25 protein-coding genes are annotated in these 24750 nt (G+C 35.2%); 5 read left to right on the top strand and 20 right to left on the bottom strand.

What is annotated here, in order from left to right; genetic code table 11:
• Window positions 1-118 precede the first annotated feature (118 nt).
• From AC3WOM_RS08730 to AC3WOM_RS08775, 10 genes are all read right to left on the bottom strand, one after another.
• Entirely contained in the window at window positions 119-472 is a 354-nt protein-coding gene (locus tag AC3WOM_RS08730) for a YutD family protein (RefSeq protein ID WP_492446243.1), read from the bottom strand.
• Between the two features lie 33 nt (window positions 473-505).
• Window positions 506-1429, bottom strand: a complete 924-nt coding sequence (lipA, locus tag AC3WOM_RS08735) for a lipoyl synthase (protein ID WP_492446244.1) — start codon at window positions 1427-1429, stop codon at window positions 506-508.
• Between the two features lie 105 nt (window positions 1430-1534).
• Complete coding sequence (gene yunB, locus AC3WOM_RS08740) at window positions 1535-2344, bottom strand: sporulation protein YunB (protein ID WP_427544871.1); 810 nt, start codon at window positions 2342-2344, stop codon at window positions 1535-1537.
• Between the two features lie 23 nt (window positions 2345-2367).
• On the bottom strand, window positions 2368-3477 hold the full coding sequence (locus tag AC3WOM_RS08745) for an HD-GYP domain-containing protein (protein ID WP_427544873.1): 1110 nt from the start codon (window positions 3475-3477) through the stop codon (window positions 2368-2370).
• A 36-nt stretch (window positions 3478-3513) separates the two neighbouring features.
• A complete protein-coding gene (locus tag AC3WOM_RS08750) occupies window positions 3514-4881 on the bottom strand; it encodes a bifunctional metallophosphatase/5'-nucleotidase (protein WP_492446247.1) in 1368 nt (455 codons plus the stop codon).
• A 49-nt stretch (window positions 4882-4930) separates the two neighbouring features.
• Window positions 4931-5752 (bottom strand): sulfite exporter TauE/SafE family protein, encoded by an 822-nt coding sequence (locus AC3WOM_RS08755; RefSeq protein WP_427544877.1) that lies wholly within the window; start codon window positions 5750-5752, stop codon window positions 4931-4933.
• Window positions 5752-6609, bottom strand: a complete 858-nt coding sequence (locus tag AC3WOM_RS08760) for a DUF72 domain-containing protein (protein WP_427544879.1) — start codon at window positions 6607-6609, stop codon at window positions 5752-5754. Before AC3WOM_RS08760 ends, AC3WOM_RS08755 begins: the two co-directional genes overlap by 1 nt.
• Window positions 6610-6829: 220 nt before the next feature.
• Complete coding sequence (locus AC3WOM_RS08765) at window positions 6830-7828, bottom strand: ABC transporter substrate-binding protein (RefSeq protein WP_427544881.1); 999 nt, start codon at window positions 7826-7828, stop codon at window positions 6830-6832.
• A gap of 278 nt (window positions 7829-8106) precedes the next feature.
• On the bottom strand, window positions 8107-8307 hold the full coding sequence (locus AC3WOM_RS08770) for a cold-shock protein (RefSeq protein ID WP_054770577.1): 201 nt from the start codon (window positions 8305-8307) through the stop codon (window positions 8107-8109).
• Between the two features lie 464 nt (window positions 8308-8771).
• Window positions 8772-8963, bottom strand: a complete 192-nt coding sequence (locus AC3WOM_RS08775) for a hypothetical protein (protein WP_492446249.1) — start codon at window positions 8961-8963, stop codon at window positions 8772-8774.
• A gap of 609 nt (window positions 8964-9572) precedes the next feature.
• On the opposite strand from AC3WOM_RS08775, the gene AC3WOM_RS08780 reads away from it, so the two are divergent.
• The gene (locus AC3WOM_RS08780; protein WP_492446250.1) at window positions 9573-10025 is read left to right on the top strand and encodes a hypothetical protein; all 453 of its coding nucleotides are present in this window, start codon (window positions 9573-9575) and stop codon (window positions 10023-10025) included.
• Between the two features lie 62 nt (window positions 10026-10087).
• Here AC3WOM_RS08780 and AC3WOM_RS08785 read toward each other — a convergent pair whose 3' ends face one another.
• Entirely contained in the window at window positions 10088-10612 is a 525-nt protein-coding gene (locus tag AC3WOM_RS08785) for a GNAT family N-acetyltransferase (protein WP_492446251.1), read from the bottom strand.
• Window positions 10613-10906: 294 nt separating this feature from the next.
• On the opposite strand from AC3WOM_RS08785, the gene AC3WOM_RS08790 reads away from it, so the two are divergent.
• Together AC3WOM_RS08790 and AC3WOM_RS08795 are read left to right on the top strand one after the other, a co-directional pair.
• Window positions 10907-11710 carry a MerR family transcriptional regulator gene (locus AC3WOM_RS08790; protein ID WP_492446254.1) on the top strand — a complete coding sequence of 268 codons (804 nt, stop codon included), beginning with the start codon at window positions 10907-10909 and terminating at the stop codon, window positions 11708-11710.
• Between the two features lie 17 nt (window positions 11711-11727).
• Window positions 11728-12372 carry a methyltransferase family protein gene (locus AC3WOM_RS08795; protein WP_492446255.1) on the top strand — a complete coding sequence of 215 codons (645 nt, stop codon included), beginning with the start codon at window positions 11728-11730 and terminating at the stop codon, window positions 12370-12372.
• Window positions 12373-12835: 463 nt separating this feature from the next.
• Here the strand turns inward: AC3WOM_RS08795 and AC3WOM_RS08800 are convergent, their stop codons facing one another.
• Window positions 12836-13102 carry a hypothetical protein gene (locus AC3WOM_RS08800; protein WP_427547239.1) on the bottom strand — a complete coding sequence of 89 codons (267 nt, stop codon included), beginning with the start codon at window positions 13100-13102 and terminating at the stop codon, window positions 12836-12838.
• Window positions 13103-13402: 300 nt separating this feature from the next.
• On the bottom strand, window positions 13403-13915 hold the full coding sequence (locus tag AC3WOM_RS08805; RefSeq protein WP_492446256.1) for a hypothetical protein: 513 nt from the start codon (window positions 13913-13915) through the stop codon (window positions 13403-13405).
• Window positions 13916-14106: 191 nt separating this feature from the next.
• On the opposite strand from AC3WOM_RS08805, the gene AC3WOM_RS08810 reads away from it, so the two are divergent.
• Both AC3WOM_RS08810 and AC3WOM_RS08815 read left to right on the top strand, forming a co-directional pair.
• The gene (locus AC3WOM_RS08810) at window positions 14107-14355 is read left to right on the top strand and encodes a hypothetical protein (protein WP_492446258.1); all 249 of its coding nucleotides are present in this window, start codon (window positions 14107-14109) and stop codon (window positions 14353-14355) included.
• A 276-nt stretch (window positions 14356-14631) separates the two neighbouring features.
• On the top strand, window positions 14632-15030 hold the full coding sequence (locus tag AC3WOM_RS08815; protein WP_492446259.1) for an N-terminal phage integrase SAM-like domain-containing protein: 399 nt from the start codon (window positions 14632-14634) through the stop codon (window positions 15028-15030).
• A gap of 204 nt (window positions 15031-15234) precedes the next feature.
• On the opposite strand, the gene sufB is transcribed toward AC3WOM_RS08815, so the two are convergent.
• The 7 genes from sufB to AC3WOM_RS08850 form a co-directional block, all read right to left on the bottom strand.
• Window positions 15235-16632, bottom strand: a complete 1398-nt coding sequence (sufB, locus tag AC3WOM_RS08820) for a Fe-S cluster assembly protein SufB (RefSeq protein WP_009371995.1) — start codon at window positions 16630-16632, stop codon at window positions 15235-15237.
• Between the two features lie 92 nt (window positions 16633-16724).
• Window positions 16725-17156, bottom strand: coding sequence for a Fe-S cluster assembly sulfur transfer protein SufU (sufU, locus tag AC3WOM_RS08825; protein WP_492446260.1), 432 nt, complete (start codon window positions 17154-17156; stop codon window positions 16725-16727).
• The gene (locus AC3WOM_RS08830) at window positions 17146-18375 is read right to left on the bottom strand and encodes a cysteine desulfurase (protein WP_427547245.1); all 1230 of its coding nucleotides are present in this window, start codon (window positions 18373-18375) and stop codon (window positions 17146-17148) included. The genes sufU and AC3WOM_RS08830 overlap by 11 nt, the downstream gene beginning before the upstream one ends.
• Window positions 18375-19682: a Fe-S cluster assembly protein SufD gene (gene sufD / locus AC3WOM_RS08835; RefSeq protein ID WP_427547248.1), complete on the bottom strand. Its 1308-nt coding sequence runs from the start codon at window positions 19680-19682 to the stop codon at window positions 18375-18377. Before sufD ends, AC3WOM_RS08830 begins: the two co-directional genes overlap by 1 nt.
• 18 nt (window positions 19683-19700) lie before the next feature.
• On the bottom strand, window positions 19701-20486 hold the full coding sequence (gene sufC / locus AC3WOM_RS08840; protein WP_492446315.1) for a Fe-S cluster assembly ATPase SufC: 786 nt from the start codon (window positions 20484-20486) through the stop codon (window positions 19701-19703).
• A 449-nt stretch (window positions 20487-20935) separates the two neighbouring features.
• Window positions 20936-21709, bottom strand: coding sequence for a response regulator (locus AC3WOM_RS08845; RefSeq protein ID WP_427547251.1), 774 nt, complete (start codon window positions 21707-21709; stop codon window positions 20936-20938).
• On the bottom strand, window positions 21681-24626 hold the full coding sequence (locus AC3WOM_RS08850) for a histidine kinase (RefSeq protein WP_492446262.1): 2946 nt from the start codon (window positions 24624-24626) through the stop codon (window positions 21681-21683). Before AC3WOM_RS08850 ends, AC3WOM_RS08845 begins: the two co-directional genes overlap by 29 nt.
• Window positions 24627-24750: the final 124 nt, after the last annotated feature.

Raw genomic sequence — 24750 nt, forward strand, 5'->3', positions numbered from 1 at the left:
AGCCTGGAACGGAAATCACCTTCATTTGACTTAGTAGTGTTCACAAAGAGTCCCTTGACCATTTAGTTTTTCAACACAATGAAACCTGATGCTATTTACATCAGGTTTCTGTTGTTGTTTATTCCGCTATTGGTTCATTTTCAATAGGTTTTGTCACTTCGTTATCTTCACTTACTACATCTTCTAGTTGGTAAATAGCTTTACCAGATTTACGTAATACGAAATAGGCACAGCCAAAATTACAAAACTCATATAAATAATCTTGAAGCGTACTAATTTTCGTATCGAAAGTGGATTTTTGATTTCTATCATCAAAAAAGCCTTTTAAGCGTAATTGATTATAGCCCCAATCGCCCACAATATAATCGTATCTGGCTAAAATATCTGAGTATCGCTCCATCAATACTTCTTCTTGAAAAGCATCTCGGTAATCTTCAATAATCTCATATTCATATCCATCAATAATAATCAAAGTGACACCACCTATTCTACGACAGCTTTTGCCTTATATTTCTGCTTGTAATTGTCGTTCCTTTGTTGCTGCATTCACCTGCTCATCGGCGTGATAGCTACTACGCACAAGCGGACCAGCTTCACAATGCTTAAAGCCTTTTTCCATCGCAATTTTACGCAGCTTCCCAAACTCTATTGGAGAATAGTACTTTTTAACAGGTAAATGCTTTTTCGTCGGCTGTAAGTATTGACCGATTGTCATAATATCTACGTTATTAGCTCTTAGATCATCCATTACTTCTAAAATTTCTTCATGTGTTTCACCTAAACCAATCATTAAAGATGACTTTGTAGGGATATCTGGCTGCATTTCTTTTGCCAAACGAAGAAATTCTAAAGAACGCTCATATTTTGCACGTGCACGAACTCTAGGCGTTAAGCGGCGCACCGTTTCAATATTATGGTTTAAAATATCAGGCTTTGCATCCATTAAAATTTGTAGATTTTCTTGCAAGCCGCCTAGGTCTGATGGTAGAACTTCTACAGATGTAAACGGACTCTTACGTCGAATTGCACGCACCGTTTCAGCTAATACCTGAGCGCCGCCATCCTTTAAGTCATCACGTGCAACCATTGTAATAACAACGTGCTTCAAGTTCATAATAGCTACAGAATCTGCTACACGCTCTGGTTCAGCCAAATCTAGCTCATTTGGTAAGCCCGTTTTAACGGCACAAAAACGACAAGCACGCGTACAAACAGAACCTAAAATCATCATTGTTGCTGTACGGCGTTCGCCCCAGCACTCATGAATATTAGGACAGCGCGCTTCCTCACATACTGTATGCAGATTTTTTTCACGCATCAGTTTTTTTAGCCCTTTATATTCATCATTAGTGTTTAGTTTTATTTTTAGCCAGTCCGGTTTTCTTAGATGTTCTTCCTTACCTGTGCTTGTAGGTTTACAAGATGTCATACGAATATCGCCCCTATCAAAAATGTGCTTTTTTTATATTAACTATCTTCACTGTTGTCAATGTAACATATTAAAGGAACGGCAACAACTATCACAGCAACTTTTCTATTTATCAAATGGAATAGGTATTTCAAGTGATGGCTGAGTGCCCTCAGTACCATTTGTATAAACATTAGGTACAGGCCCTCTTGTCAATCCCATTGCAACCGGAATATCCTGCGTAATAGTTGAGGATTTACTAGCGAATGGCACAATGATTTGTACATTTACCTCTAAATGAATCCCTACTTCCACAAATGCACTATTAATTCCATATTCCGTTATAGAAGAAGTAACATCACTATGCACATTCCCAAGTACATGAAAGCGTACTGGAATTTTAGGGCCTAGATTCCCCAGTAATGGAATATTGGCTGCTTGGCTTATTGGTATATAAAAGACAATCCCATTCCCCTCTTTAATCTTATTAAAATCATATTCAACATTTTCAAGATCTGGCAAATTCGATAAATCACCTTGTTCTGCTTGCTCTAAATACATTTTTACTTGCTTTACTGTTTCTGCACGAACTCGATTGATAATTTCTGTATTAATTTTCAAATCAGAGCTACTGTTAGGGGATACTTCAACTAGAACGTCATTAATATCTAAGACATTTAAAGATGCTTTACTCACAACATAGGATGCAATTTTATTGGTTTGTACTTCAGCATATTGTAAGTAGGTGGGCATAAGTCGTTCGTTCAAAAAATAAATGAATAATGAAACACCTATAATTATGCTTACAATTAATAAGGTTAAACGATTCAACCGTTTCCCTTTTTTTCTATAACTACCATAATGACTATAATTGCTATAAGATCTTAGTTTCATCCTTTTTCGAGGGAAAAACAAAAAAATCTCCTCCTGTTCCATAAAATATGAACAGGAGAAGATTTTTATTCGACCTTGGACGGTACAACATAGTCTGTTTCTATACATTCAATTGTTAAACCTGGGTAATCCACTAAATTTATTTCATATGTAGCCGATAATAACTGATTTTGCTCCTCAAAAATACGAATAAATGGGTATGCAGAATTCAAAGTATTTTGTCTTGATACGATGCCTCTACGATTATCCGATAATTTTAAAATAACCCCATTAGGATAATGGACAACCGCCTTTTTCAGAGCTCTCACGATACGTGCATCGTAAATAGTGCCTGAACCCGCTTCTACAATTGCTAAGCCCTGTGAAGGCAGCATTTTCTCACGGTAAACGCGATTTGTTGTCACAGCATCAAAGACATCAGCTACACCAATTATTTTAGCAAACGGATGAATTTCGAAATCAACTAAGCCTCGAGGATAACCGCTGCCATCAATACGTTCATGATGCTGAAACGCACAATGAGCTACTAGCAATGATATAGAATGTAAATTCCGTAACAAATCAAAGCCAAAACGTGTATGCTTCTTCATCGTATCAAATTCCTCATTGGATAAGCGTCCAGGCTTAGTGAGGATTTCCTTTGGCACCATCAGCTTGCCTACATCATGTAATAAAGCACCAATGCCAATTAAACGTAAATCCTCCGCTGAGTATCCAAGCTCTTTCGCAATGGCTATCGAATAAAGCGTAACCTGAAAGGAATGTTGATATAAATACTCATCAAATAAATATGCATCTGTTAGTATTGTTAAAATTTCATCATTTCCAGTAACTGCTGACAGTAACTCATCTACAATTGAGACAATAGCTTTTGACTGCTGGTCAAGTATATAAGAGGCATTTACTGGATTTAATCCATCCATTGATTGAAAGGAACTCTTGATGGTTGAAACTGCCTTATTTCGCATTGCAGGTGGAACAGTTTCCTTTACTTCAATCCCCTCAGAAATTTCATCATCTATATATAAATAATGCATATTTAATTCCTGAAGTCTTTGAATAATGCGGTCGTTTATCACAACATCCTTCTTTAATAAAGGATGTCCAGCCTCATTCCAAATAGTTCTTCCTAATACCATTCCTTCTTTTAATACATCGATTGAAATTAATCGCATGACCTCTTCCCCAATCCATTCTTAAAGCATCGATTTCTACGGCTTAAAAATTCTTTGCCCATAATCTATCATAATGTTTCGTAAAAATTCTGGTAGAATATATTTTTTCTTCGCATATTTAAAACTTGGATAAAAATAACCAAATGTAAATAAATCAAGCGTTACTAATTTATAAATTCGATCGTTATCTGCAAGCTTTCCATTGATAAGCAACTGACGATCCTCATTCATTGAAAAGCCATAAGTCAGCATCTTTCCAAAGATTACGCCTCTAAATCCTAGTCCCTTCAACTCAATATAGGGCCACTCTTCATTTTTTGATTGCTGGAATATTTCTTTCATTTCTGCAACTGTTAATTCAATCGTACATAAATTAATTGGATGTGGGAAAATCCTATGCAAGTCCAAGGCAGTAACAGTTCCCTTCGGTAGACCATCTAAAAATATTCCCGCATTAAATAATGCACAGTCAGCACCGCTTTTATCTAAGATGGCCTGTGCAAACAAATCGGATAATTGCGAATAATGGAACCATTCCTTATTGTACGATTTTTTTGTTATAAATATTGGAATATCTAGCAATTGCTTGCCTTCTTCTTCATATGACTGTACAATGTCTATTTCATTTTTAACCTTTGGCAAATCCTTATTATGAATTAAACTATCCTTTTTTTCAACAATTTTCCTCAGTTTTTTATCATATTCTACCACAAGATGCCCAGTATATTGTCCGAATTTTCCTCCACCTGTCAATAATACGCCATTGACAAGCTTGCCATTAGGCAGAATATGATGGGTATGTGAGCCACAGATTATATCTATTTCAGGGCATTCATCCGCTAAGAGCTCATCCTCTGTAATACCTAAATGTGACAAACATACAACTATATCTACTTCCTTACGAAGCTGAAGTGCTAGCCGAATTAATGTCCCTCGAGCCTCGTCCATTTCCCACTTTAATTCTTTATAATAAATTTCAAACATAGCTGTCGCTGCAATTACCGCTAGCTTAGTACCCTGTGCAGTAGTTAATACAATATAGGGCTTCATCCAAAAAGGATTACTTCCTTGAGAGGCATAGACATTGGCTACAACAACCTCAAACGCTGCCTCATCATACAAATGATATAGCTCTTCGTGTGATAATGTTATGCCTTCATTATTGCCAATGGTCACGACATCGTAACCCGCTTCATTTAGCAATTTCACATTACCCTTACCGATTGTAGCCTCTGTATAAATATTGGAACGATCTAAATGATCACCAACATCAAAAAGAAAACTTGATTCGCCTATTGTTGCGAGTTCCATACGCTGCTCTTTCACATAATTTTGCATTCGTGGCCAATACTTAAAATGACTGTGCAAATCATTCGTGTGAAAAATATGAATTTTTTCCAGCATTTTAGCCACCTCTTCTTTTCATTCACATTAATATCTCAACAAAAACAACTTACAATAAACCTTCAATTATGGATCTAATTCCCATTAATAATAATATAATGCGCAATGCTACTACAAGTGTCTCTGATTTTATTCTTTTATTTAACGCTGCTCCAAGCTTTGCACCGATATAGGCACCAGGAATAACAGGAATTGTATAGAGCCAAGGCACATGCCCTAAATATATGTGACTAGCTGAACCAACAAGCGATGAAAGAAACACTAGGAACATTGATGTTGCCACAGCAACATGTGGCGGGAATAAAAATAAAATAATCATTGCAGGTACAATCATTGAGCCGCCGCCGATACCAAATAATCCAGAGGCAAAGCCTATACCAAATGTTATAATAATGGCAAACCAGATGGGGTACCCATAAACAAAGGTATTACCTTCAGTATCCGTAAATTCGCGCTGAGTCCCATTTTTTACAAACCATTTTACAGGTTTCAATTTATCACGTACAAGTAATATCGTCGCTAAAATAATAAGTAAAATACCAAAATATAAATTAAATGAAGGTAAATCTAATCCCTTATTTACCCATGCACCTAGCATTGTCCCTGGAACACTACCTATAAAAAATATCAACCCGCTTTTATAATCAACAGTTTTGGATTTCATAAAGCTTAAGGTTGAGGCAAGTCCAGTAAAAATCATCATCACAACCGACAATCCAACCACCTTTTGAGGTGTTATATCTGGAATCATTCCTAGATTCAATCCTACGAATAATGTTGCTGGCACTAATATTATGCCCCCACCAAGTCCAACTAGTGCACCTACTAAACCAGAAAATAGTGCAATAATGACTAAAAGAAAAAATTCCATTATAGTTCCCCTTCAAACATATTTAATTGTTTAGGCGCTAGCCCGACATCTTTAATGTCTAAAATACCTTGCAGTTCCTTCGCATTTTTAGCGGCATGCAGCCCTGAATTATTATTAAATAATACGAAAAGCTCCTCCACCCTAGTCTCAAGCTCTGTGATATGATGCCCAAGCTGCAGCAATTCTTCTTTATTATAATCGTATAAAAACCGAACTTTTCGCCAATTTTCAGCATTTCCGGTGTTACGCCAGCCATGAATATTGCGACCATGAATTCGAATAAGTGCCTTCTTGGTAGTGACAGCAGGATAAAATGGAACAGAGCCGACACCTGCTTGTGGTTCATCACAAATTGTATGAACAAATTGATGCTCCTGTAAGAAATCCATAGTTTGCTGCACGACAGACTCTGCATACCATGTTTGATTTCGAAACTCTATAGCCACCTCAAAATCCTTAAGCTGCTGTCGTATATACAACAAATATTGAACATTTTTTGCCTGACAATCAAACCATGGCGGAAACTGAGCAAGAATCATTCCTAGCTTACCATGGTTTTTAAATTCATTGGCACATTCTATAAAGGCATTAAACATATCATTTTTTGATTCAAAAGGAATTTCTCCCCGTAAATGCCCTGTCATGCCTTGATAGGCTTTGACAACAAAACGGAAATCATCTGGCGTATCCTGACACCATTTTCGTACATTCTCATTAGATGGGATAGCATAAAAAGAAGTATCTACTTCAACCGTTAAAAAATGACCCGTATAATCGAATAATTTATCTTTTGAGGCAGTCACTCCACTATAAAGTGAAGGATGATCTCCCCAACCAGTTAATCCAACCCGTATCATGTGACTCCCTCCTCTATGTACATTATCATAGCATACAGTTTCTACTTCCATATGAACACATAGTAAAAAAATCGTATTCACAAAATCTATTTTAATAGGGGGATTAAATAACGAATAAAAAAACTGCACCCCAATTGTTTGATGTATACAACAATTGGGATACAGCATACTGATAAAGTAAAGCTATAATTTTTCTTCTTATTTACTTAAAACCTGATGCTTATTTTATAAGATATTGTTGAACGCTTTCTAAGAATTTAATTCGGCTATATGCTGGACCGCCTTCCATTAGTGGATCTACAACATTGACAAATACTTGATCATTTTTAAAGGCATTAATATTTTGAACAATTGGATTCTTTTTAAAATCTTCTAATGCATTTGGTGCATCAGCATTTTCATCAGCAGAGAATTGAATAAACACATAGTCTGGGTTCATATCAGCCAATTGCTCCACAGAAATAGCTTCCTGTGACTTAGCCTTGCTTACTTCATCAGGTACTTCTAAACCAAGCTCTCCATATAATACAGGATTGAAGAAAACTTCTTTCGGATACACATATGCTTGTCCACCACGAATACGAATAGCTGCCACTTTTTGACCTTTTAATTTCTCAATTAGAGTTGCTTTAGCAGCTTCGATATCAGCCCTATATGTAGATAGGATTTTTTCTGCGTCTGCTTGTTTACCAGTTAAGTTAGCTAATAAATTTAAATTATCTTCCCAGTTTGTTGAGATATGCGATACTAAAATTGTAGGAGCTATTTTCTCCAACTTTCCTTGTACCTCCTCTGGAAACTTTGTGGAGCCTAAAATAACATCCGGAGCTAGTTCTACTATTTTTTCAAAGTTCGGTTTTATTTTCTCACCAATGGATTCAGCTTTGTCTGTCACAGAAGCATAGAGTTCAGGGAATTTTCCACCAATAGCAATTGCCCCTACTGGATGCACATCAAGCACAACCATATCCTCCATTGCCTCCATTGCGCCTGTTACAACGATTCTTTCTACTTTTTGTGGAACTGTATAGCTTTCACCAAGATACTCTATAGTTCTTGTACCATTTTCTTCTGTACTCTCTTCTTTTGTTTGAGCTGTTTCTCCGCTTTCATTTTTATCAGAGGATGGATCTTGCTCACTTTCCTTTTCTCCTCCACAGGCCGCTAAAACGAGCATCAATAATGCAATAAAGCTAACAAGTATAAATTTCTTTGTCATTCTGTCGAACACTCCTTTATCAACTATGTATGAATACCAATCTATCTGTTCTAGTAACCTCCCCTTCTTATGTAGTTAATTTGAAAATGTATTATCAGCTCCTGTTTTTAAATGATATTGATAATCATTATCATTTTAGTATTAAATTATTATAAAATCCAGTGTTATTTCTATAATTAGTGAAATTAATTATTAATTAGGTCAAAAATCTCCCTAAGTAGCTATACAAAAAAGGCATCCTAATTAAAGGATGCCTTTTTATGGGTATATCATTAAAATTAAAGTTTTACGATATTTGTAGCTTGTGGTCCACGTTGACCTTCTTCTACTGAGAATTCAACTTTTTGACCTTCTTCTAATGTTTTGAAACCGTCACCTTGAATAGCTGAGAAGTGAGCGAATACATCATTTCCGCCTTCTACTTCGATGAAGCCAAAACCTTTTTCTGCGTTAAACCATTTTACTGTACCTTGTGTCATTTATATGACCTCCACTAATTGTATTAAATAAAATCATATTGCTTCAAAAGAAAAAAATTCACAAATTACAAAAAGTAACTAACAAAACACGATTACTCTTTGTAATTTGTGAATTCATTGTTCTACCGCAATTGATTTTATTACTTTAACTTTATGATAAAATATCGTATTTGTCCAGTATAATGTCACTATTGCCAAAAAAAAGATTTAGAAAAGCAACAAACTTCGAATAATATACAAAAAAAATCACTGTCAGCCAAGGTTTATAAATTATTTCGTAATTATTTTCATCAAATTTATATTATACTTCTAAGCTTTAATAAGGTTTTTGAATAGGTTAGAAATAATCAAAACTTGAACTGATTGCATCTTGTAGAAGGTATATAAAAGATTCCCTCTGTTTAATACGTGCTTGCGATACTTTTTCAACTCTTGCCCCTGATAGTTGAAGAAAATTTGGATTGTTATTTATGTAATTTATACCCCTCATATACAGCTTGCCAATCAAGTGGTCTATTCATTCTGTTTTCTATTTGTCCTAATGGCTTAAATCCATATTGTGCATAAAGAGAATGACCATCATTTGTAGCTAGTTGAAAACTTGTGCCTTTTAATTTAGTATGCGCTGTTATAATACTCACTAACCATTTGCTCAATCCAAGTCCTCTATAGTCAGAAAGTATGAAAGTCTAACAAGATCAGGCACAACCCTTGCACAGCCAATTTGCTTAGCATTGCCCTCAGTTGGATTACCTTCGTAAACTCCATAACAAAGTATAGAAATTTCAATGGATGCTTCTACTGATTCTTTTGCAATACCCTTTACCCAATAAGAATCGTTACTAAGGAAGATATGTTTTTTTCCGTATCCAAAAAACTCTTATTGATGCTGATTGTAAATCCATCATCATTCATCCATTCTGTTACATCATCCTTTAGCATATTCCAATTCCCCCTAAATTCCGTTTGTATATTTATAATATAAAATGTTTATTTAATTGAACGGAAAAATAAGCAATGATGAAGAAGTTATACGTGAACTAAAGAAATTCTAGGCAAAGCAAAATGACTGGATTCTTAATAACCCAAGACTTCGCAAAAAAATAAATTTTAATAAATGAAGGCTTTTTAAATATAATATATAATTTAGAAAGAATAATCCAAATAAGTACCATTTATCCAAATGACTACTATCGGAACAAAGAGAGAGTTTGAAATCGAAAAGAAAAATGAAATAATCGAATTGATATTTGGAGGGAAATTAAATGCAAATAAGATTTGAATTAGAGGAAGGTACTTCTATTTTGAATAATCTTTATTTTGATGGCTATTTAAAAGTGTTTGCAAAGGATAACAATGAGGACGAGCTACTTTTCTTTACCATTACTGGACACAGTACTATTTTAGGTGAATTTACTAGCAAATTGATAACACTTTATCAAACAGGAAAAAGTCAAAAGTTAGACCCATTTGGCAATGCAGATATTCTTACTTTAGAAAAAAATAGGTCTAAATTCATAGTTTCACATTCTAAAAAAATCGAAAAAAATAGTCAGTGGCTGCATACATTCAATTTCACCGAGTTTTTAGCTGCTTATATAAAAGAATTACATCGATATTTAGCTACAGCGAAAAAAGCAGATACGAATATCGAGACAATTAAAACTTATGTTTATTTGAAGGAAGGATTAGACACTTTACAGATGATTATTAAATAAATCCTTATATATCACCAAAAGACCAAGACGGCAATTAAGCTTATCTCGGTCTTAGGATGATTCTATTTTATCAAGGAATAAATATAAGTGTCATATGGAACATTATTTTGATACATATATTTTTTTAACAACCCTTCTTTTTCAAAGCCAGCTTTTATTAATAGCTTGTTTGAAGCATCATTTTCAGTGAAAACTATTGCTCCTATACGCACTAACTCCATCTCTTGGAAGCCAAATGAAATTACTTTATTAACGGCCTCCAGTGCATAGCCTTTTCCCCAACTCTCTGGGAAAAGTGCATAACTTATTTCAGCCCTTTTATGTTCAATCGACCACTCTTGAAAACCAATGGTACCAATTATGCCTTCTTGCCCTTTTAATTCTATTCCCCATTTAATTCCGCGTTTTTCATCATAGTTCTTTGAAAAATTATTAATTATTTGCCTAACTTGATCTAAATTCGTTAATGGATTCTGTCCGTAATGACGTAGTACATCAGAATTAGAAAAACAATTTAAAATAGCCTGAGCATCATTAACTGTAAGCTCTCGTAACACTAATCGATCAGTATGTAAAATAGGAAACATTTCGCCACTCCTTCTAAATAGGTTTTATCTTACACATTTTATATAAAAAGAGTGAAGATTGCATCACTTATTTATTATGACTGCGCTAAATTGGCTATGTTGCAACCACTATACGGTGACCCTTAGATTTTTATATAAACAGAAAAAATCATCCAACCCTATTTTTTCTGATGCTGTCGTCATCCGGCCAATCTCTAACGGCATAAATACTTTAAGAAAACTTAGTTACATTGATTGACCTTCCTCTTACAGGATACTTTATATTTAAAGTAATTTGATAAGGAGGTGATTGTTATGCTTACAATTGGTGAGTTTTCGAAAATATCCCATCTCACACTGAAAACGCTTCGCTATTATGATGAAATTGGACTCTTAAAGCCTGATTTCATTGATGCTAATAATAACTATCGCTATTATAATATTTCCCAATTAGAATCAGCTTTATTAATAGCACGATTAAAAAACTATTTATTTTCGTTAGAAGACATCAAAATTATTTTAACTAATAGGGATGATACCGAACTCCTTAGTAATAAAATGAAAACCAAACAAGAAAATCTAACACAACAACTTACATTTTATTCTTCTATGTTAAAAGAACTAAAACTTGATATTCAAACGTTAGATAAAAAGGGAAATATCATGGCCTATTTAGATCAGATTGAAATTAAACTTGTAGATCACTTAACCTATGATATTTTATCTCAACGAAAAAGAATGAATACCGCTGATTTTTTAATACACTTTAGTGAGTTGTTTAGTAAACTTTTGTTCGGAAATTTATCACCTAGCGCAAAACCACTTGCTATTTTCCATAGTGCCGAATATGAACCTGATAATTATGATGTAGAAATTGCGATTCCACTTACAACTGCCACGAATGAAACAAAAGTGTTTAATCCTGGTCTTTGTGCAATGGCTACGCTTATTGGCTCTTACGATAAACTACCTTCCATTCATACTAAATTACATGTTTGGATAGATGAAAATAACTATAAATTGAATGGAGCACCATTTGAAGTTTATCAAACGGACCCCTATAGCACACAAGAGGATAATAATATCATAGAAGTATTTTTTCCAATTAAATACAAATAAAGAAGGGGTGCCTTACTATGTATGGTATAAACAATTCTACGATAAAAGAAAAAATCTTAATTTTAGTTGCTGAAATTATCTATTTAATCATTGCATATTATTTACTTTTCATTACATATGAAAAATCCGCCATTTCTCTAGGACTTTTTATCGCTTTAATTATTACAGCTTTGCGATTAACAGCTATGATGTTTATATGGTTACCTAGAGGTATAGCAATGCAGGAAGCTCTCATGAACAGTATGGCCTTTGGAATTTATTATTTGGGCTTCCCCATTTTAATGATCACTAGTAAGCAGGATCTAAACTTAACAATACTAATTGTAGGCTGGATATTATTTTTAGGAGGCAGTATGTTAAACACTGTTTCAGAATTACTTAGAAAACCTTATAAAGATAATCCTGTAAACAAAGGTAAGCTCTATACAGGCGGTTTATTTAAATATGCGATTCATATTAATTATCTCGGAGATTGCCTTTGGGTGCTAGGCTTAGCGCTAATCTCTAACAATATTTATAGTTTGCTTATCCCTCTTGGTTTATTCTTCGTATTTGTTTTTGGCTATATCCCAAAATCAGATGATTACTTACAAAACAAGTACGGAGAACAATTTACAATATATAAACAGAAAACTAAAAAACTTTTTCCTTTCATTTGGTAAATAGCAACAAATTCAAGGTCATCAAGATCACCGATTATTGGGTGATCTTTTTTACTCAACAACCTAAAAATAACCACAACCATTTCAATCGAAGGCACTGGACAGTAATGGCTGTAAATTGAAAGCAAGGATTTGACATATAATCTTTAGATATTCAAGACATAAATTCCTTATTTTGATTAGATGCGTTTCTAAACGGTTGGGACATGAAACATTTTTTCAAAACCCTTATATATCAAGTATGACAGAAGTATTATCCAATACTGCCTTCCATCTCAAATTTGATAAACGGATGGTTTTAAAGTGCATTATATAATAGAAGATACTCAATAAAATCAATCTATTTGGCATTTAACTTTTAATTTATATCATGTTTTTTCAAACGTTGTCAGCATGAAATCGGCATGAAAAACAGTATCATGAGACCACTCAATTATGGGTGGTCTTTTTATGGATTATTTAACTAAAGTCCACTTGATTGCATATGTGCGACTCTATAAAGTATAACCATTATTATAAAACCAACAATTAGTAGACTATATAAGCTTAACACGATTGTTTTCACTCTTCCTTTTTCACTAAATATTGCTAATAAAACGGACACACCTACACCAGCTATTAAAAAGTTTGTTCCTACCATACCAGAAACTTTTTCTTCCATAAAAAATTTCATAATAAGAATAGTCACTATAAAAATAATAATAGATACCAGTCCTAAATGTTTTCTCATTTTTATTTCCCCCAATCCATATACCACTCGCTAATTAACTATATATCCCTTTGTTACACGGGACATACAAATAATTGGAAAAGTTTTTTTATCAGAATTTTACACCCCTCTAATGTGTAACGAAATGTAAAGTAATGGGTTTCCTTTTACACTTCGAACTACACTCCTTATTAGGAATCCATTTGGATAAATTTTTTTCATTCCAGCCAATTATCTAACGATGGTTCACCATGAACTATTGATTGTGGAAGACCATCACGTTCATTCAACCAATTGTAGAAAGGCACTGGACGCTCTTTATTAGGAGTTTCTTCTATATAAGATAGATTTATTCATCTTCCTACTCAAACGCTCCACAGCCTTACTACATGCTCCTACAAATACGACTCTTAATGTACTAGTAATTGTTAATGTGCCGTTTGTAATATCACGAATGATGTTAACCAAAACGTCTTTAGCGTTCACAAAATCGCTTATATCGTTCATTTTTGTAGCCAGTATGCACTTATGCAGCTGGTCCTTTAAATCATCACGTACAGGTAACGAGTACATAAAATCAACTAGCATCACTTGGTACTCGTTCATGTATTCCTTACGAGCTTCTTTTTCAGCGTGAGCATTATTATATACTTGCTGTAAAGAGCTTGTTAAAAGATTAAAAGAACTAGATGGTTGGTTTTGAGATTGTGGATGGCAAACCTCACTCTCGCAAGGCTTTCCATCATTTTGACGGTCGGACATTGACGCTGAGACATTGTAAGGCAAAATAATATAAATGCTTGCACCTTGTCCCTGCATATGCTGAAACATCATATAATTTTAGCTTCGATAAAACTACAGATGATCCTAAGATTTTAGAAGTTAGTGGCACAAAAGGTATCGCAGGAGAATATGGATACAAAGTAACTGGTATCGTCGTATCTGGGCATTTTTGTTATGTACATACATAATTAAATTTCTTAAAATGGTAAATAGTAGATATGAATAGACGGAGGAGAATGTAATTGAGTAGTTGTCCTAATTGTTTAGCCAATAATTCGATTAAGAAAGTATATAGAGATGGTTCAGTATTTAAGATATGTGAGTATTGTAATACTATTGTAGAAGAGACGACAGAGAGAGAGCCAACAGTGAGAGAGGAAAACGAAGTCCAAAATGATGAGCAAAAAGAAAAGTCTTCAGGTAAGGCTTTTGCAATTGGGATAGGACTTATGATACTTACTCTTATTGTAGAATTTGTATTTAAAATATAAAAAGATTGTTATATGACCAAGACAGCAATTAAGCTATCTTGGTCATTAGTTTATTCACTTACTTCGTCTTTGCTGAATTGTTATATATAATCCAATTAAACGATCAGTTGTCATTGCACCATTTTGCAAATCCTTTAAGTGTGATTCTTGAATAATGCCGTCTTTAACCGCCTGTGCAATAAATCTTCATAGCTGGAGAATCTGGATTCCACACAAAAACACCTACCCAAAGGTAAGGCTAGCTCTTTTCTTATACACATGAAAGGAGTAATGATTATGGCTACTTTTAGAAAGTTACCTAGTGGTAAATGGCAGGCTAGAGTATCCAACGATGATGTAGAACGAAGTAAAGGCACATTTCGAACAAAAAAAGAGGCAGAGATAGAAGCATCAAAAGTTGAGGAACGTATTTATTATGGACAAACTCTTAATGATCGTAACATGATATTTCATGAGGTCATTGAAGAATGGCTTAAATATAAAAGGAAAAATGTAAAGGAATCAACTTTCGAACAAGTAGAAGTAATAACACGTTTACATATTAAACCTTTTTTCGGAAACAAACGTGTTATGAAAATAAGAAGAAGTGATATAAAAGATTGGCTTGACCATTATGCTGAATTAAAAAATAAAAAAGGCAAAAGTGCATATTCGTTTGGAGCCCTACTAAAATGATCGGTTGGGGCATGAGACTACAAAAACCACTACAGATTATTATTTACACATCACAAAAAAGACCGAGCAAAATGCGCTCGATCTCTACAAAAAGCATATAAAAAACAAAGAAAAATAAATTTCGTGGTCAAAATGTGGTCAAACAGGCTTTTCAGCACCGATAATATATGCAAAAAAACCTGTTATCATCACGTTTTCGGAGTATTACCCGATAGACCCTTCCATCTCAAATTTGATAAGACGGTTCATTTCTACTGCGTATTCCATTGGAAGTTCTTTTGTGAATGGCTCGATGAAGCCCATTACAATCATTTCTGTTGCTTCTTCTTCAGAGATTCCGCGAGACATTAAATAGAATAGTTGTTCCTCAGACACTTTTGAAACTTTCGCTTCATGCTCTAATGAAACATTATCATTTAAGATTTCGTTGTATGGAATTGTATCAGAAGTCGATTGGTTATCCATAATTAACGTATCGCATTCGATGTTCGCACGCGCACCGCTTGCTTTAGGGCCGAAACGAACTTGTCCCATATACGTTACTTTCCCACCTTGTTTAGCAATCGATTTAGAAACGATAGTTGAAGATGTGTTTGGTGCCATATGAATCATTTTCGCACCTGCATGTTGGTGTTGTCCTTTACCTGCTAATGCGATGGATAATGTCATACCACGAGCACCTTCACCTTTTAGGATACATGCTGGGTATTTCATCGTTAATTTTGAACCAATGTTACCGTCAATCCATTCCATTGTACCGTTTTCTTCAACAACTGTACGTTTCGTTACAAGATTGTATACGTTGTTCGCCCAGTTTTGAATTGTAGTATAACGGCAATAAGCATCTTTACGTACAATAATTTCTACAACTGCTGAGTGTAGAGAGTTTGTTGTGTAAACAGGAGCTGTACAGCCTTCTACGTAGTGTACATGTGCACCTTCGTCCACAATAATTAATGTACGTTCGAATTGACCCATATTTTCAGAGTTAATACGGAAATAGGCTTGTAACGGCGTTTCCACTTTCACACCTGGCGGTACATAGATAAATGATCCACCTGACCAAACAGCTGAGTTTAGTGCAGCGAATTTGTTGTCAGTGTAAGGAATTACTTTACCCCAGTATTGTTTGAAAATATCTTCGTTTTCACGTAAAGCAGAGTCTGTATCTTTAAACACAATACCAAGATCTTCAAGGTCTTTTTTCATGTTGTGGTAAACAACCTCAGACTCATACTGTGCAGATACACCTGCAAGATATTTTTGTTCTGCCTCTGGAATCCCTAATTTATCAAAAGTAGCTTTGATTTCATCAGGTACTTCATCCCATGATTTTTGTGTAGCTTCTGATGGTTTTACATAATACGTAATTTCATCAAAATCTAAGTCTCCTAGGTCACCACCCCATTGCGGCATCGGTTTTGTATAGAAAGTTTCAAGTGCTTTTAAGCGGTATTCAAGCATCCACTCTGGCTCTTGTTTCATATTTGAAATTTCACGGACGATTTCTTCAGTTAAACCACGTTTTGAACGGAAAATTGATACGTCCTTGTCATGGAAACCGTATTTGTAATCGCCGATATCAGGCATTTTTTTAGCCATCGTTTCTCCTCCGTTCATGATATTATATCTAGTCGTTAAATCCTTCGAGTTGGGTGAAGACACACATAGTTGCCTTCGCCCAACTAAAGAAATCATTTATTGCTTACACCTTTTTCCATTGCTTTCCAAGCCAATGTCGCACATTTAATACGTGCTGGGAATTGTGCTACACCTTGTAGTGCCTCAACATCCTCAAGGTCATATTTGTCACTATATTCTTCACCCATCATCATCTTCGAGAAAATTTCAGCAAGCTCTAATGCTTCCTCTACCTTTTTCCCTTTAACGAGCTGTGTCATCATAGACGCAGAAGACATCGAAATGGAACAGCCCTCACCATCAAATTTCGCATCCTCTACAATACCATCAGTCACCTTCAATGTTAAGTGAATACGGTCACCACAAGTCGGATTGTTCATATCAATTGTTACAGCATCATTTTCTATCGATCCTTTGTTACGAGGATTTTTATAATGATCCATTATGACTGAACGATATAATTGATCTAAATTATTAAAAGACATCGCCAAAATACTCCTTCGCAGAACGTAACCCTGCAACTAAGCGGTCAATATCCTCCTCTGTATTGTACAGATAGAAGCTTGCTCGCGCTGTCGCTACTTGCTGAAGACATTTCATTAGTGGCTGTGCACAATGGTGTCCTGCACGAACAGCAATACCATTCATATCAAGCACCGTTGCCACATCATGTGGATGTACATCGTCTAAATTAAATGTCACAAGTCCACATCGCTTCATTGGATCACGTGGACCGAAAATTTTAAGTCCGTCAATTGTTTCAAGCTGATCCATTGCGTAGCCTACAAGCTTATGCTCATGCTCTGCAATTGTATCAAGCCCTATTTCAGTTAAGAAATCAATAGCGGCACCTAACCCTATTGCTCCTGCAATAATAGGCGTTCCACCTTCAAATTTCCACGGTAATTCCTTCCACGTTGAATCATAAAGTCCAACAAAGTCAATCATTTCGCCACCAAATTCAATTGGCTCCATCTTTTCAAGGTGTTCCTTTTTACCATATAGTACACCTATTCCAGTTGGTCCGCACATTTTATGCCCAGAGAAACCTAAGAAATCTACATCCAAATTTTGCACATCAAGCTTCATATGTGGAGCAGCTTGTGCACCATCGGCTACCATAACAGCACCGTTAGCATGTGCAATTTGAGCAATTTCTTTGATTGGATTAATCGTACCAAGTACATTTGATGCCATTGAAACTGAAACGATTTTTGTCTTAGGTGTAATCGTTGCACGTACTTTGTCTAAGCTAAGTGTGCCATCCGCTTCAAGTTCAATGTATTTTAAAATCGCTTTTTTCTCTTTAGCTAGTTGCTGCCAAGGAATAATATTTGAGTGATGTTCCATATGAGTAATAACAATTTCATCACCCTCAGCAACATTGGCACGACCATAGCTTGCTGCTACTGTATTTAATGCCGTTGTTGTTCCACGCATGAAAATAATTTCTTGTGTGGATTGAGCATTGATAAATTTACGAACCTTTTCACGTGCGCCCTCATATTTATCAGTAGCACGATTTCCTAATGTATGGACACCACGGTGAACATTGGAATTATCGAACTCATAATAATGCTTCATCGCTTCAATCACTTGAACAGGTTTTTGAGAAGTTGCTGCACTATCAAGATAAACGAGTTTATGACCATTTACTTCCTGATCTAAAATTGGGAAATAGCTTTTAATGTCTTTTTTCATCATTAGCGAACTTTCCTTTCAATAACCTCCGTCAGTTGCTTTTGAACGCCCTCGATTGGTAATTGCGTAACAACTGGCGCAAGGAATCCATGGATAACAAGGCGCTCTGCTTCTGCTTTCGAGATACCACGACTCATTAAATAATAAAGTTGTAATGGATCTACTCGACCAACAGAGGCTGCGTGTCCTGCTGTTACATCATCTTCATCAATTAATAAAATAGGGTTTGCATCCCCACGAGCCTTTTCTGACAGCATTAATACACGTGACTCTTGCTGTGCATCTGCTTTTGTTGCACCATGCTCGATATAACCAATACCATTAAAGATTGATTGAGCTGCATCTTTCATAACACCATGCTTTAAAATATGCCCGTTAGAGTTTTTACCCCAGTGACGAACCTCAGTAGTGAAGTTAAGTTTTTGTTCTCCACGACCTACAACTACTGTTTTTGTATCAGCATGAGAACCGTCACCAATTAAATGAGTAATGTTTTCAGAGATTGTATCTGAGTCATTCATCAAGCCTAGAGCCCAATCCACTTTTGCATCGCGTGCTAAACGCGCACGGCGATTTACATACGTAGTATAGCCTTTTGCAAGTACATCTACTGCACCATATGTAACCTGTGCATTATCTTGGACTACTACCTCTGCAATAATATTCGCTTGACCTTTTGCTTCTTCAACAGTCGAAATATAAGTTTCAACATAAGTTACAGCAGCATTCGCTTCCGCTACTACTAAAACGTGGTTGTAAAGTGATGCTTCTGCATTATCATTTAAAAATACAACTTGAAGTGGTTGTTCGATTATTACATTTTTCGGTACATAGACAAACACACCACCATTTACAAGTGCCGCATGAAGCGCTGTTAATTTATGCTCATCTACTTTTACTGCTTCTGTCATGAAATATTTTTGAACAAGTTCTCCATGTTCACGAACAGCTGTTAAAATATCTGTAAAAATAACACCTTTATCAGCTAATTCTTGTGAAGTTTTAATATATGCTGGCGTGTTATTACGTTGAATATAAAGATTTTCTTGAGCTTCGAGATCAATTAAACCTCTTGCTTCTTCTGGTAGTGCATCAAGTGAAGTAAATTCTTCACTGACAACTGAGTGAGCCGGGAAATTCACAAAATCCCATTTTGTAATATTCGTTCTATCTGGTTTTGGCAAATCTAAACCAGTTACTTTGTCTAGTGCTGCCGTACGAAGCTCTGTAAACCAAGTTGGCTCACCATTTGCTTCCGAGAACGAGCGCACGTCCTGTACTGTTACAGGCAAGTTAAGTTCCACTGTCATGCTAGTTCGTCCTCCCTCTTATGCTTCTTGTTCTTCTGTTTCTTCTTCGATACCTAATTCTTTTTTAATCCAGTCATAGCCTTCTGCCTCTAAGCGTTGTGCAAGCTCAGCACCACCTGATTTTACAACACGTCCTTGCATCATTACGTGTACATGGTCTGGTGTAATGTAGTTAAGTAGACGTTGGTAGTGTGTAATCATTAAGCAGCCAAAGCCTTCTCCGCGCATTGCATTGATGCCTTTTGATACTACTTTAAGGGCATCGATATCAAGACCAGAGTCAATTTCGTCTAAAATCGCAATTGTTGGTTTAATCATCATTAATTGAAGAATCTCATTACGTTTTTTCTCACCGCCAGAGAAACCTTCATTTAAATAACGTTGAGCCATATCTTCATTCATTTCAAGGAATTCCATGTTTTTATCTAATTCACGAATAAATTTCATTAATGAAATTTCATCGCCTTCTTCACGACGTGCATTAATAGCTGAACGTAAGAAATCAGCATTTGTTACACCTGCAATTTCAGATGGGTATTGCATAGCTAGGAATAAACCAGCTTGAGCACGCTCATCTACTTCCATTTCAAGCACATCTTCTCCATCAAGCTCAACAGTACCTGAAGTTACTTCATATTTAGGATGCCCCATGATTGCAGAAGCTAGTGTGGATTTACCAGTTCCGTTAGGTCCCATGATTGCGTGAATTTCATTTGTATTGATTGTAAGGTTTACACCTTTTAAAATCTCTTTCCCGTCGATTTCAACGTGAAGATCTTTAATAACTAAAGTTGACATGAAAATACCTCCATAGTGTGTTCAGTGAATGGGGAACCATTCCTTAATTATCATCATTCTAATCTTAACTGAAAATCGTTCTCTATGCAAACCATTTCAACTCCGTTCACTTTTCTCTGCTAAAATCCTTAATAACAAGGATTTTGTAAGCATTTTCAGATTATTGCCAACCGTTATTGACAATGAGAATCGACTTTTTTTATTTTCAATAAAATAACCTTAATTGAGAATTAATTTCATCTAGCAACATAGTGAAAACCTCGCAGAAAGCGTTAATTGTAGCGGTTTTGTGACAAATTTGCATAAACAACAATATCTATACTATAACCTTTTTCTTTAGAATGGAATCAATTAAGGAAACAAATTAATAGAAACTAATATCAATAATTTTACAAATTATAAAAAAAGATATTCAACAAAATAAATGTCGAATATCTCTTCAAATCCAATATGTTCTATACCTTTATGATATTATTATAGTTATAAGCCCATAAATATCCCTTTGATTCTAGTAAAAATGCATCTTGATCAGATTCATACTGAATATCAACTGCCTCATTTGTTCTTAACTCATACCCATCATTTACCCGCTCAATTTGAATCGAGACACTCAATTCATTAAAAAGCTGACGAAGCCGATAGATTGTATTATAAAGATTCGCTAATGCCTTTTTTTCATCAATATTTGGCCAAATATCATCTAAAATTCTGTATTTAGAAACCACTTTGCCCTCATTTATTAACATGTAATAGAAGAGCTCTTCTGTCACCTTTGTTCGCCATTTAATAGCCTTTCCGTTCATGCGTGTTCCAACATCTCCACTTAATCTTACTTCTAGCTTTGCCAGAACTTGTTGCTGATGCCTGCCATAATATTTGGCAAGTCGCTCATCTAGTCGAAGTACAGTATTTGGTGTCATAGGTTTTAAAATATAATCTAACGCCTGAACACGAAAAGCATCTACTGCATACTTTGTGTAGGCAGTCGAAAATATTATCGGAACATCAATCCCCTCCGCTACTAAATTAGACGCAAGTTCAAGACCATTCATTTTAGGCATCTCAATGTCTAAAAGAATTGCATCGCAGGTAATTGCTGCAATTTCCTTTACCGCTACAATTGGAGAGGTAAAGGAAGCAATGACTTCAAATAAACTATCTTTCTCTAGTAAACGTTTATGCAACTCTAAAATAGGCTGCTCATCCTCTACCATAATAATTCTCCACATTTTCATGCTCCTTTAACGGTTGTCTTAATGTCATTGTTGTGCCTACGTTTATAGAAGATGTAATGGTAAGTGTAGCTTTTGGTATTTCCTTTATACGACGTAATACATTCGTAAATCCAATGCCACTCGAGTATAAATTTTCACCCTTACTCAAGGCTGTCACTTGATCCTCAGTCATACCAACCCCATCATCAACCACTTGAATTTGAAGAGCAGCCTCCTCTTTCTGAACTTGGATGATGACTGTACCATCACCCTCTTTTTCAAAAATACCATGGCGAATTGCATTTTCTACAAGCGGTTGAATAAGCAAACTTGGAATCTCCACTTTCGTTGTATCTATTGTCTCATCGATATGAAACAAAACACTCAATCTACTACCAAAGCGGGCTTGCTCAATCTCTACATAAGCCCGAATTATTTCCAACTCCCGCTCCAGTGTTGCACTATGCCCTTCCTTACCCGAATCAAAAATATAACGCAAATAAGTTGATAGCATTGTTAACAAATGTCCCGCTCGCTCTCCATCTGTATAACAAAAAGAAATAATACTACTTAACGCGTTATATAAGAAATGAGGCTTTATTTGTGCTTGGAGAAATGCCATTTCGTGCTCTATCGCTTTTTCTATTGATTCTTTTGTTAACGCAATAGCCGATAAACGAGCTAACAGCGTTTCTTTTGTTGCAGGCTTATGAATATAATCATTTGCACCAGATTCCAATACAAGCGAAATATTCGTAGGATATTCATTCGTCACCATCATAATTATTGGAAGCTCAATAAAGCTTAACTGATTGCGGATTTTTTTTGTAAGAGCAATGCCATTCATTCCAGGCATAACCTCATCGATAAATAAAAAATCCGGTGCTTGTTGCTCGATGACCCTAAGAGCCTCCTCAGCGCTATAAGCTAGGTGAATAGAATAATGACTTTGGAGAAGGCTTTGTAACACCTCTGCATGAATAACATCATCCTCAACGATAAGCAATTTAGGCAGATATTCATTTACCTCAGTCAAGGCAATAGGAGCAGGCATTGTCCTTTTATTTTCCTGTTTTTGTTCATACCCACCAAATGGTAACGTTAAAAGAAACCGTATACCATTATGTAATAGATCTACTGAGTAGCTTCCACCCATTTGTTCTATAATGGCCTTACCAATCGATTGACCAGTTTCATCTGCTGCGATTTGTTGAATCACTTCGGGACCTATTCCCTCTACTGTAATTCTTACATCTGTATCTAAATGTAAAATCGTAAGGACAACTTCCCCATTAACTGCATGAGCAATAGCGGTTTCTATAATCCTGTAAAAAATTTGACCTACTCTTTGCTCATCCGCTTGAACTAGTAATTTGGCATTTGTATGCGTATATAAACGAATATTGGCCTTTTCCATAGTTCGTTCATGCATTGTCAATACATGCTGAACAATCATTTGAATATTGATGGGATGTACATCAATGTGAAAATCCTGAAAGCGAATTTTTGTGAAATCTTTTAAATCATTTACTAGGTATAGCAATCGTTCAAGCTGTTGTTCCAGTAATCGATGTACTGTAGATGTTTGTTGAGCTGATAATGTTTTAGTTACATTCAGAGCATGATAAATAGGCTGCTCTAGTTCCTTTGTCGTAACCTCTAAAAAAGAATCCTTACCAATCGTCGCTTTCTCTAGACGGTCACTATAAATTTCAGCTTCTGTCGTTCGATTAATAAGCCGCATTGCTAAAAAAACATTCATTCCCAACACAAAAAATAGTAAGCCCACTCGATTAAAAACATTTCTTCCTGAGAAAAACAGCTGATCAAAAGTGCCACTTAAACTAAAAATAAAAAGAGCTAACATCGTTGCACTCAAAGTTATTAATTCATTTTTGGGAATTCGAGTAGTTTTTATGAAAAATAAATAAATAGATCTCCCAACAATCAGCAGCGCTAATATATTAATATACCCAAAAAACACATATTGTAGATTTGATAATGATCTCGCTGGAAGAAGGAATGTTCCAATTCCGTAAATAATTAGAGGCAATGTTAATACTATCGCCGTTCTTCGCTTCATCATGCCTTCAATGATATAGACAAAGAAAAAGAATAGCGTGACCGCATTTATATATGTTGTAAAATCTTGCAAGCGAAAATACCATTCAAATGTAAGCTGAGGAAACTCTCTATATAAGGTGCGTTCGCCACGAGTACATACTAAAATGGCTAGTGTAAAAAAATACATGGCACTGTAAAAAAATGCTTTATCTCTTGTTCTTAATAAATACAAACTAAAATGAAAGATTGAGAAGATAAATAGCACTATTATAGTCGTTTTTTCTAAAAAAACATCTTTTATAACATCATTAGCCATTGTATCTGCGTCACCAATATCGATAGGGAAAATAATGCCATGCCTTGCATTATAAAAATCGGCTACCTGCAAAGTAATCGTGATTGTTTTGGAAATCGGTGTAAAATAAATTTCATATACAGGATTACTTGGCTTAGAATCTTTTTTTGTTAGACCAAGTGTTCCATAAGATGCATATTCTTTATCGTTAATGTACAGCCGATGGGCAGACCAAATATTTCTTACACGCAGGCCCACTTTTTCAAAATGAGATGGTAAATTCACAGTTAGCTGATAAGTTCCAACTTTCACATTCTCACGCCAAGGACCAGGAACTATTTCTGTGTCAGCATTGTCTGGAAAATTTTTCGGTTCCATAAACTGCTTACCTATAAATTTCCACTCCCCAGAAAGAGCAACCATTTTCTCTTGAGTAGTAATCCCTGAGATATTCAAAATCCCATCAGTTGCTTGTATATTTGTTTTACTTGTATCCTGATCATTAAATATTAATAAAGCTAAAATAATGATTGCTAATAAAATTAACAGCCAACTTATGCCCTTCTTTATCATGAATCCACCTCATTCTTATCTTACAAGAACCTACTCTCAAATTACTAACAAATTTTGATGCTGGTTAAATTCTTAATAAAAGAAGAAATCATTAATACAATCATTATATTTTTTAAACATCTGT

It is taken from the genome of Lysinibacillus sp. FW301-JW8 (assembly GCF_058788755.1).

Coding starts and splice junctions, on each gene's coding strand:
- lipA (WP_492446244.1), bottom strand. CDS start 1,429: ATGACATCTTGTAAACCTACAAGCACAGGTAAGGAAGAACATCTAAGA.
- yunB (WP_427544871.1), bottom strand. CDS start 2,344: ATGGAACAGGAGGAGATTTTTTTGTTTTTCCCTCGAAAAAGGATGAAA.
- AC3WOM_RS08745 (WP_427544873.1), bottom strand. CDS start 3,477: ATGCGATTAATTTCAATCGATGTATTAAAAGAAGGAATGGTATTAGGA.
- AC3WOM_RS08750 (WP_492446247.1), bottom strand. CDS start 4,881: ATGCTGGAAAAAATTCATATTTTTCACACGAATGATTTGCACAGTCAT.
- AC3WOM_RS08755 (WP_427544877.1), bottom strand. CDS start 5,752: ATGGAATTTTTTCTTTTAGTCATTATTGCACTATTTTCTGGTTTAGTA.
- AC3WOM_RS08760 (WP_427544879.1), bottom strand. CDS start 6,609: ATGATACGGGTTGGATTAACTGGTTGGGGAGATCATCCTTCACTTTAT.
- AC3WOM_RS08765 (WP_427544881.1), bottom strand. CDS start 7,828: ATGACAAAGAAATTTATACTTGTTAGCTTTATTGCATTATTGATGCTC.
- AC3WOM_RS08770 (WP_054770577.1), bottom strand. CDS start 8,307: ATGACACAAGGTACAGTAAAATGGTTTAACGCAGAAAAAGGTTTTGGC.
- AC3WOM_RS08780 (WP_492446250.1), top strand. CDS start 9,573: ATGCAAATAAGATTTGAATTAGAGGAAGGTACTTCTATTTTGAATAAT.
- AC3WOM_RS08785 (WP_492446251.1), bottom strand. CDS start 10,612: ATGTTTCCTATTTTACATACTGATCGATTAGTGTTACGAGAGCTTACA.
- AC3WOM_RS08790 (WP_492446254.1), top strand. CDS start 10,907: ATGCTTACAATTGGTGAGTTTTCGAAAATATCCCATCTCACACTGAAA.
- AC3WOM_RS08795 (WP_492446255.1), top strand. CDS start 11,728: ATGTATGGTATAAACAATTCTACGATAAAAGAAAAAATCTTAATTTTA.
- AC3WOM_RS08800 (WP_427547239.1), bottom strand. CDS start 13,102: ATGAGAAAACATTTAGGACTGGTATCTATTATTATTTTTATAGTGACT.
- AC3WOM_RS08805 (WP_492446256.1), bottom strand. CDS start 13,915: ATGATGTTTCAGCATATGCAGGGACAAGGTGCAAGCATTTATATTATT.
- AC3WOM_RS08815 (WP_492446259.1), top strand. CDS start 14,632: ATGGCTACTTTTAGAAAGTTACCTAGTGGTAAATGGCAGGCTAGAGTA.
- sufB (WP_009371995.1), bottom strand. CDS start 16,632: ATGGCTAAAAAAATGCCTGATATCGGCGATTACAAATACGGTTTCCAT.
- sufU (WP_492446260.1), bottom strand. CDS start 17,156: ATGTCTTTTAATAATTTAGATCAATTATATCGTTCAGTCATAATGGAT.
- AC3WOM_RS08830 (WP_427547245.1), bottom strand. CDS start 18,375: ATGATGAAAAAAGACATTAAAAGCTATTTCCCAATTTTAGATCAGGAA.
- sufD (WP_427547248.1), bottom strand. CDS start 19,682: ATGACAGTGGAACTTAACTTGCCTGTAACAGTACAGGACGTGCGCTCG.
- AC3WOM_RS08845 (WP_427547251.1), bottom strand. CDS start 21,709: ATGTGGAGAATTATTATGGTAGAGGATGAGCAGCCTATTTTAGAGTTG.
- AC3WOM_RS08850 (WP_492446262.1), bottom strand. CDS start 24,626: ATGATAAAGAAGGGCATAAGTTGGCTGTTAATTTTATTAGCAATCATT.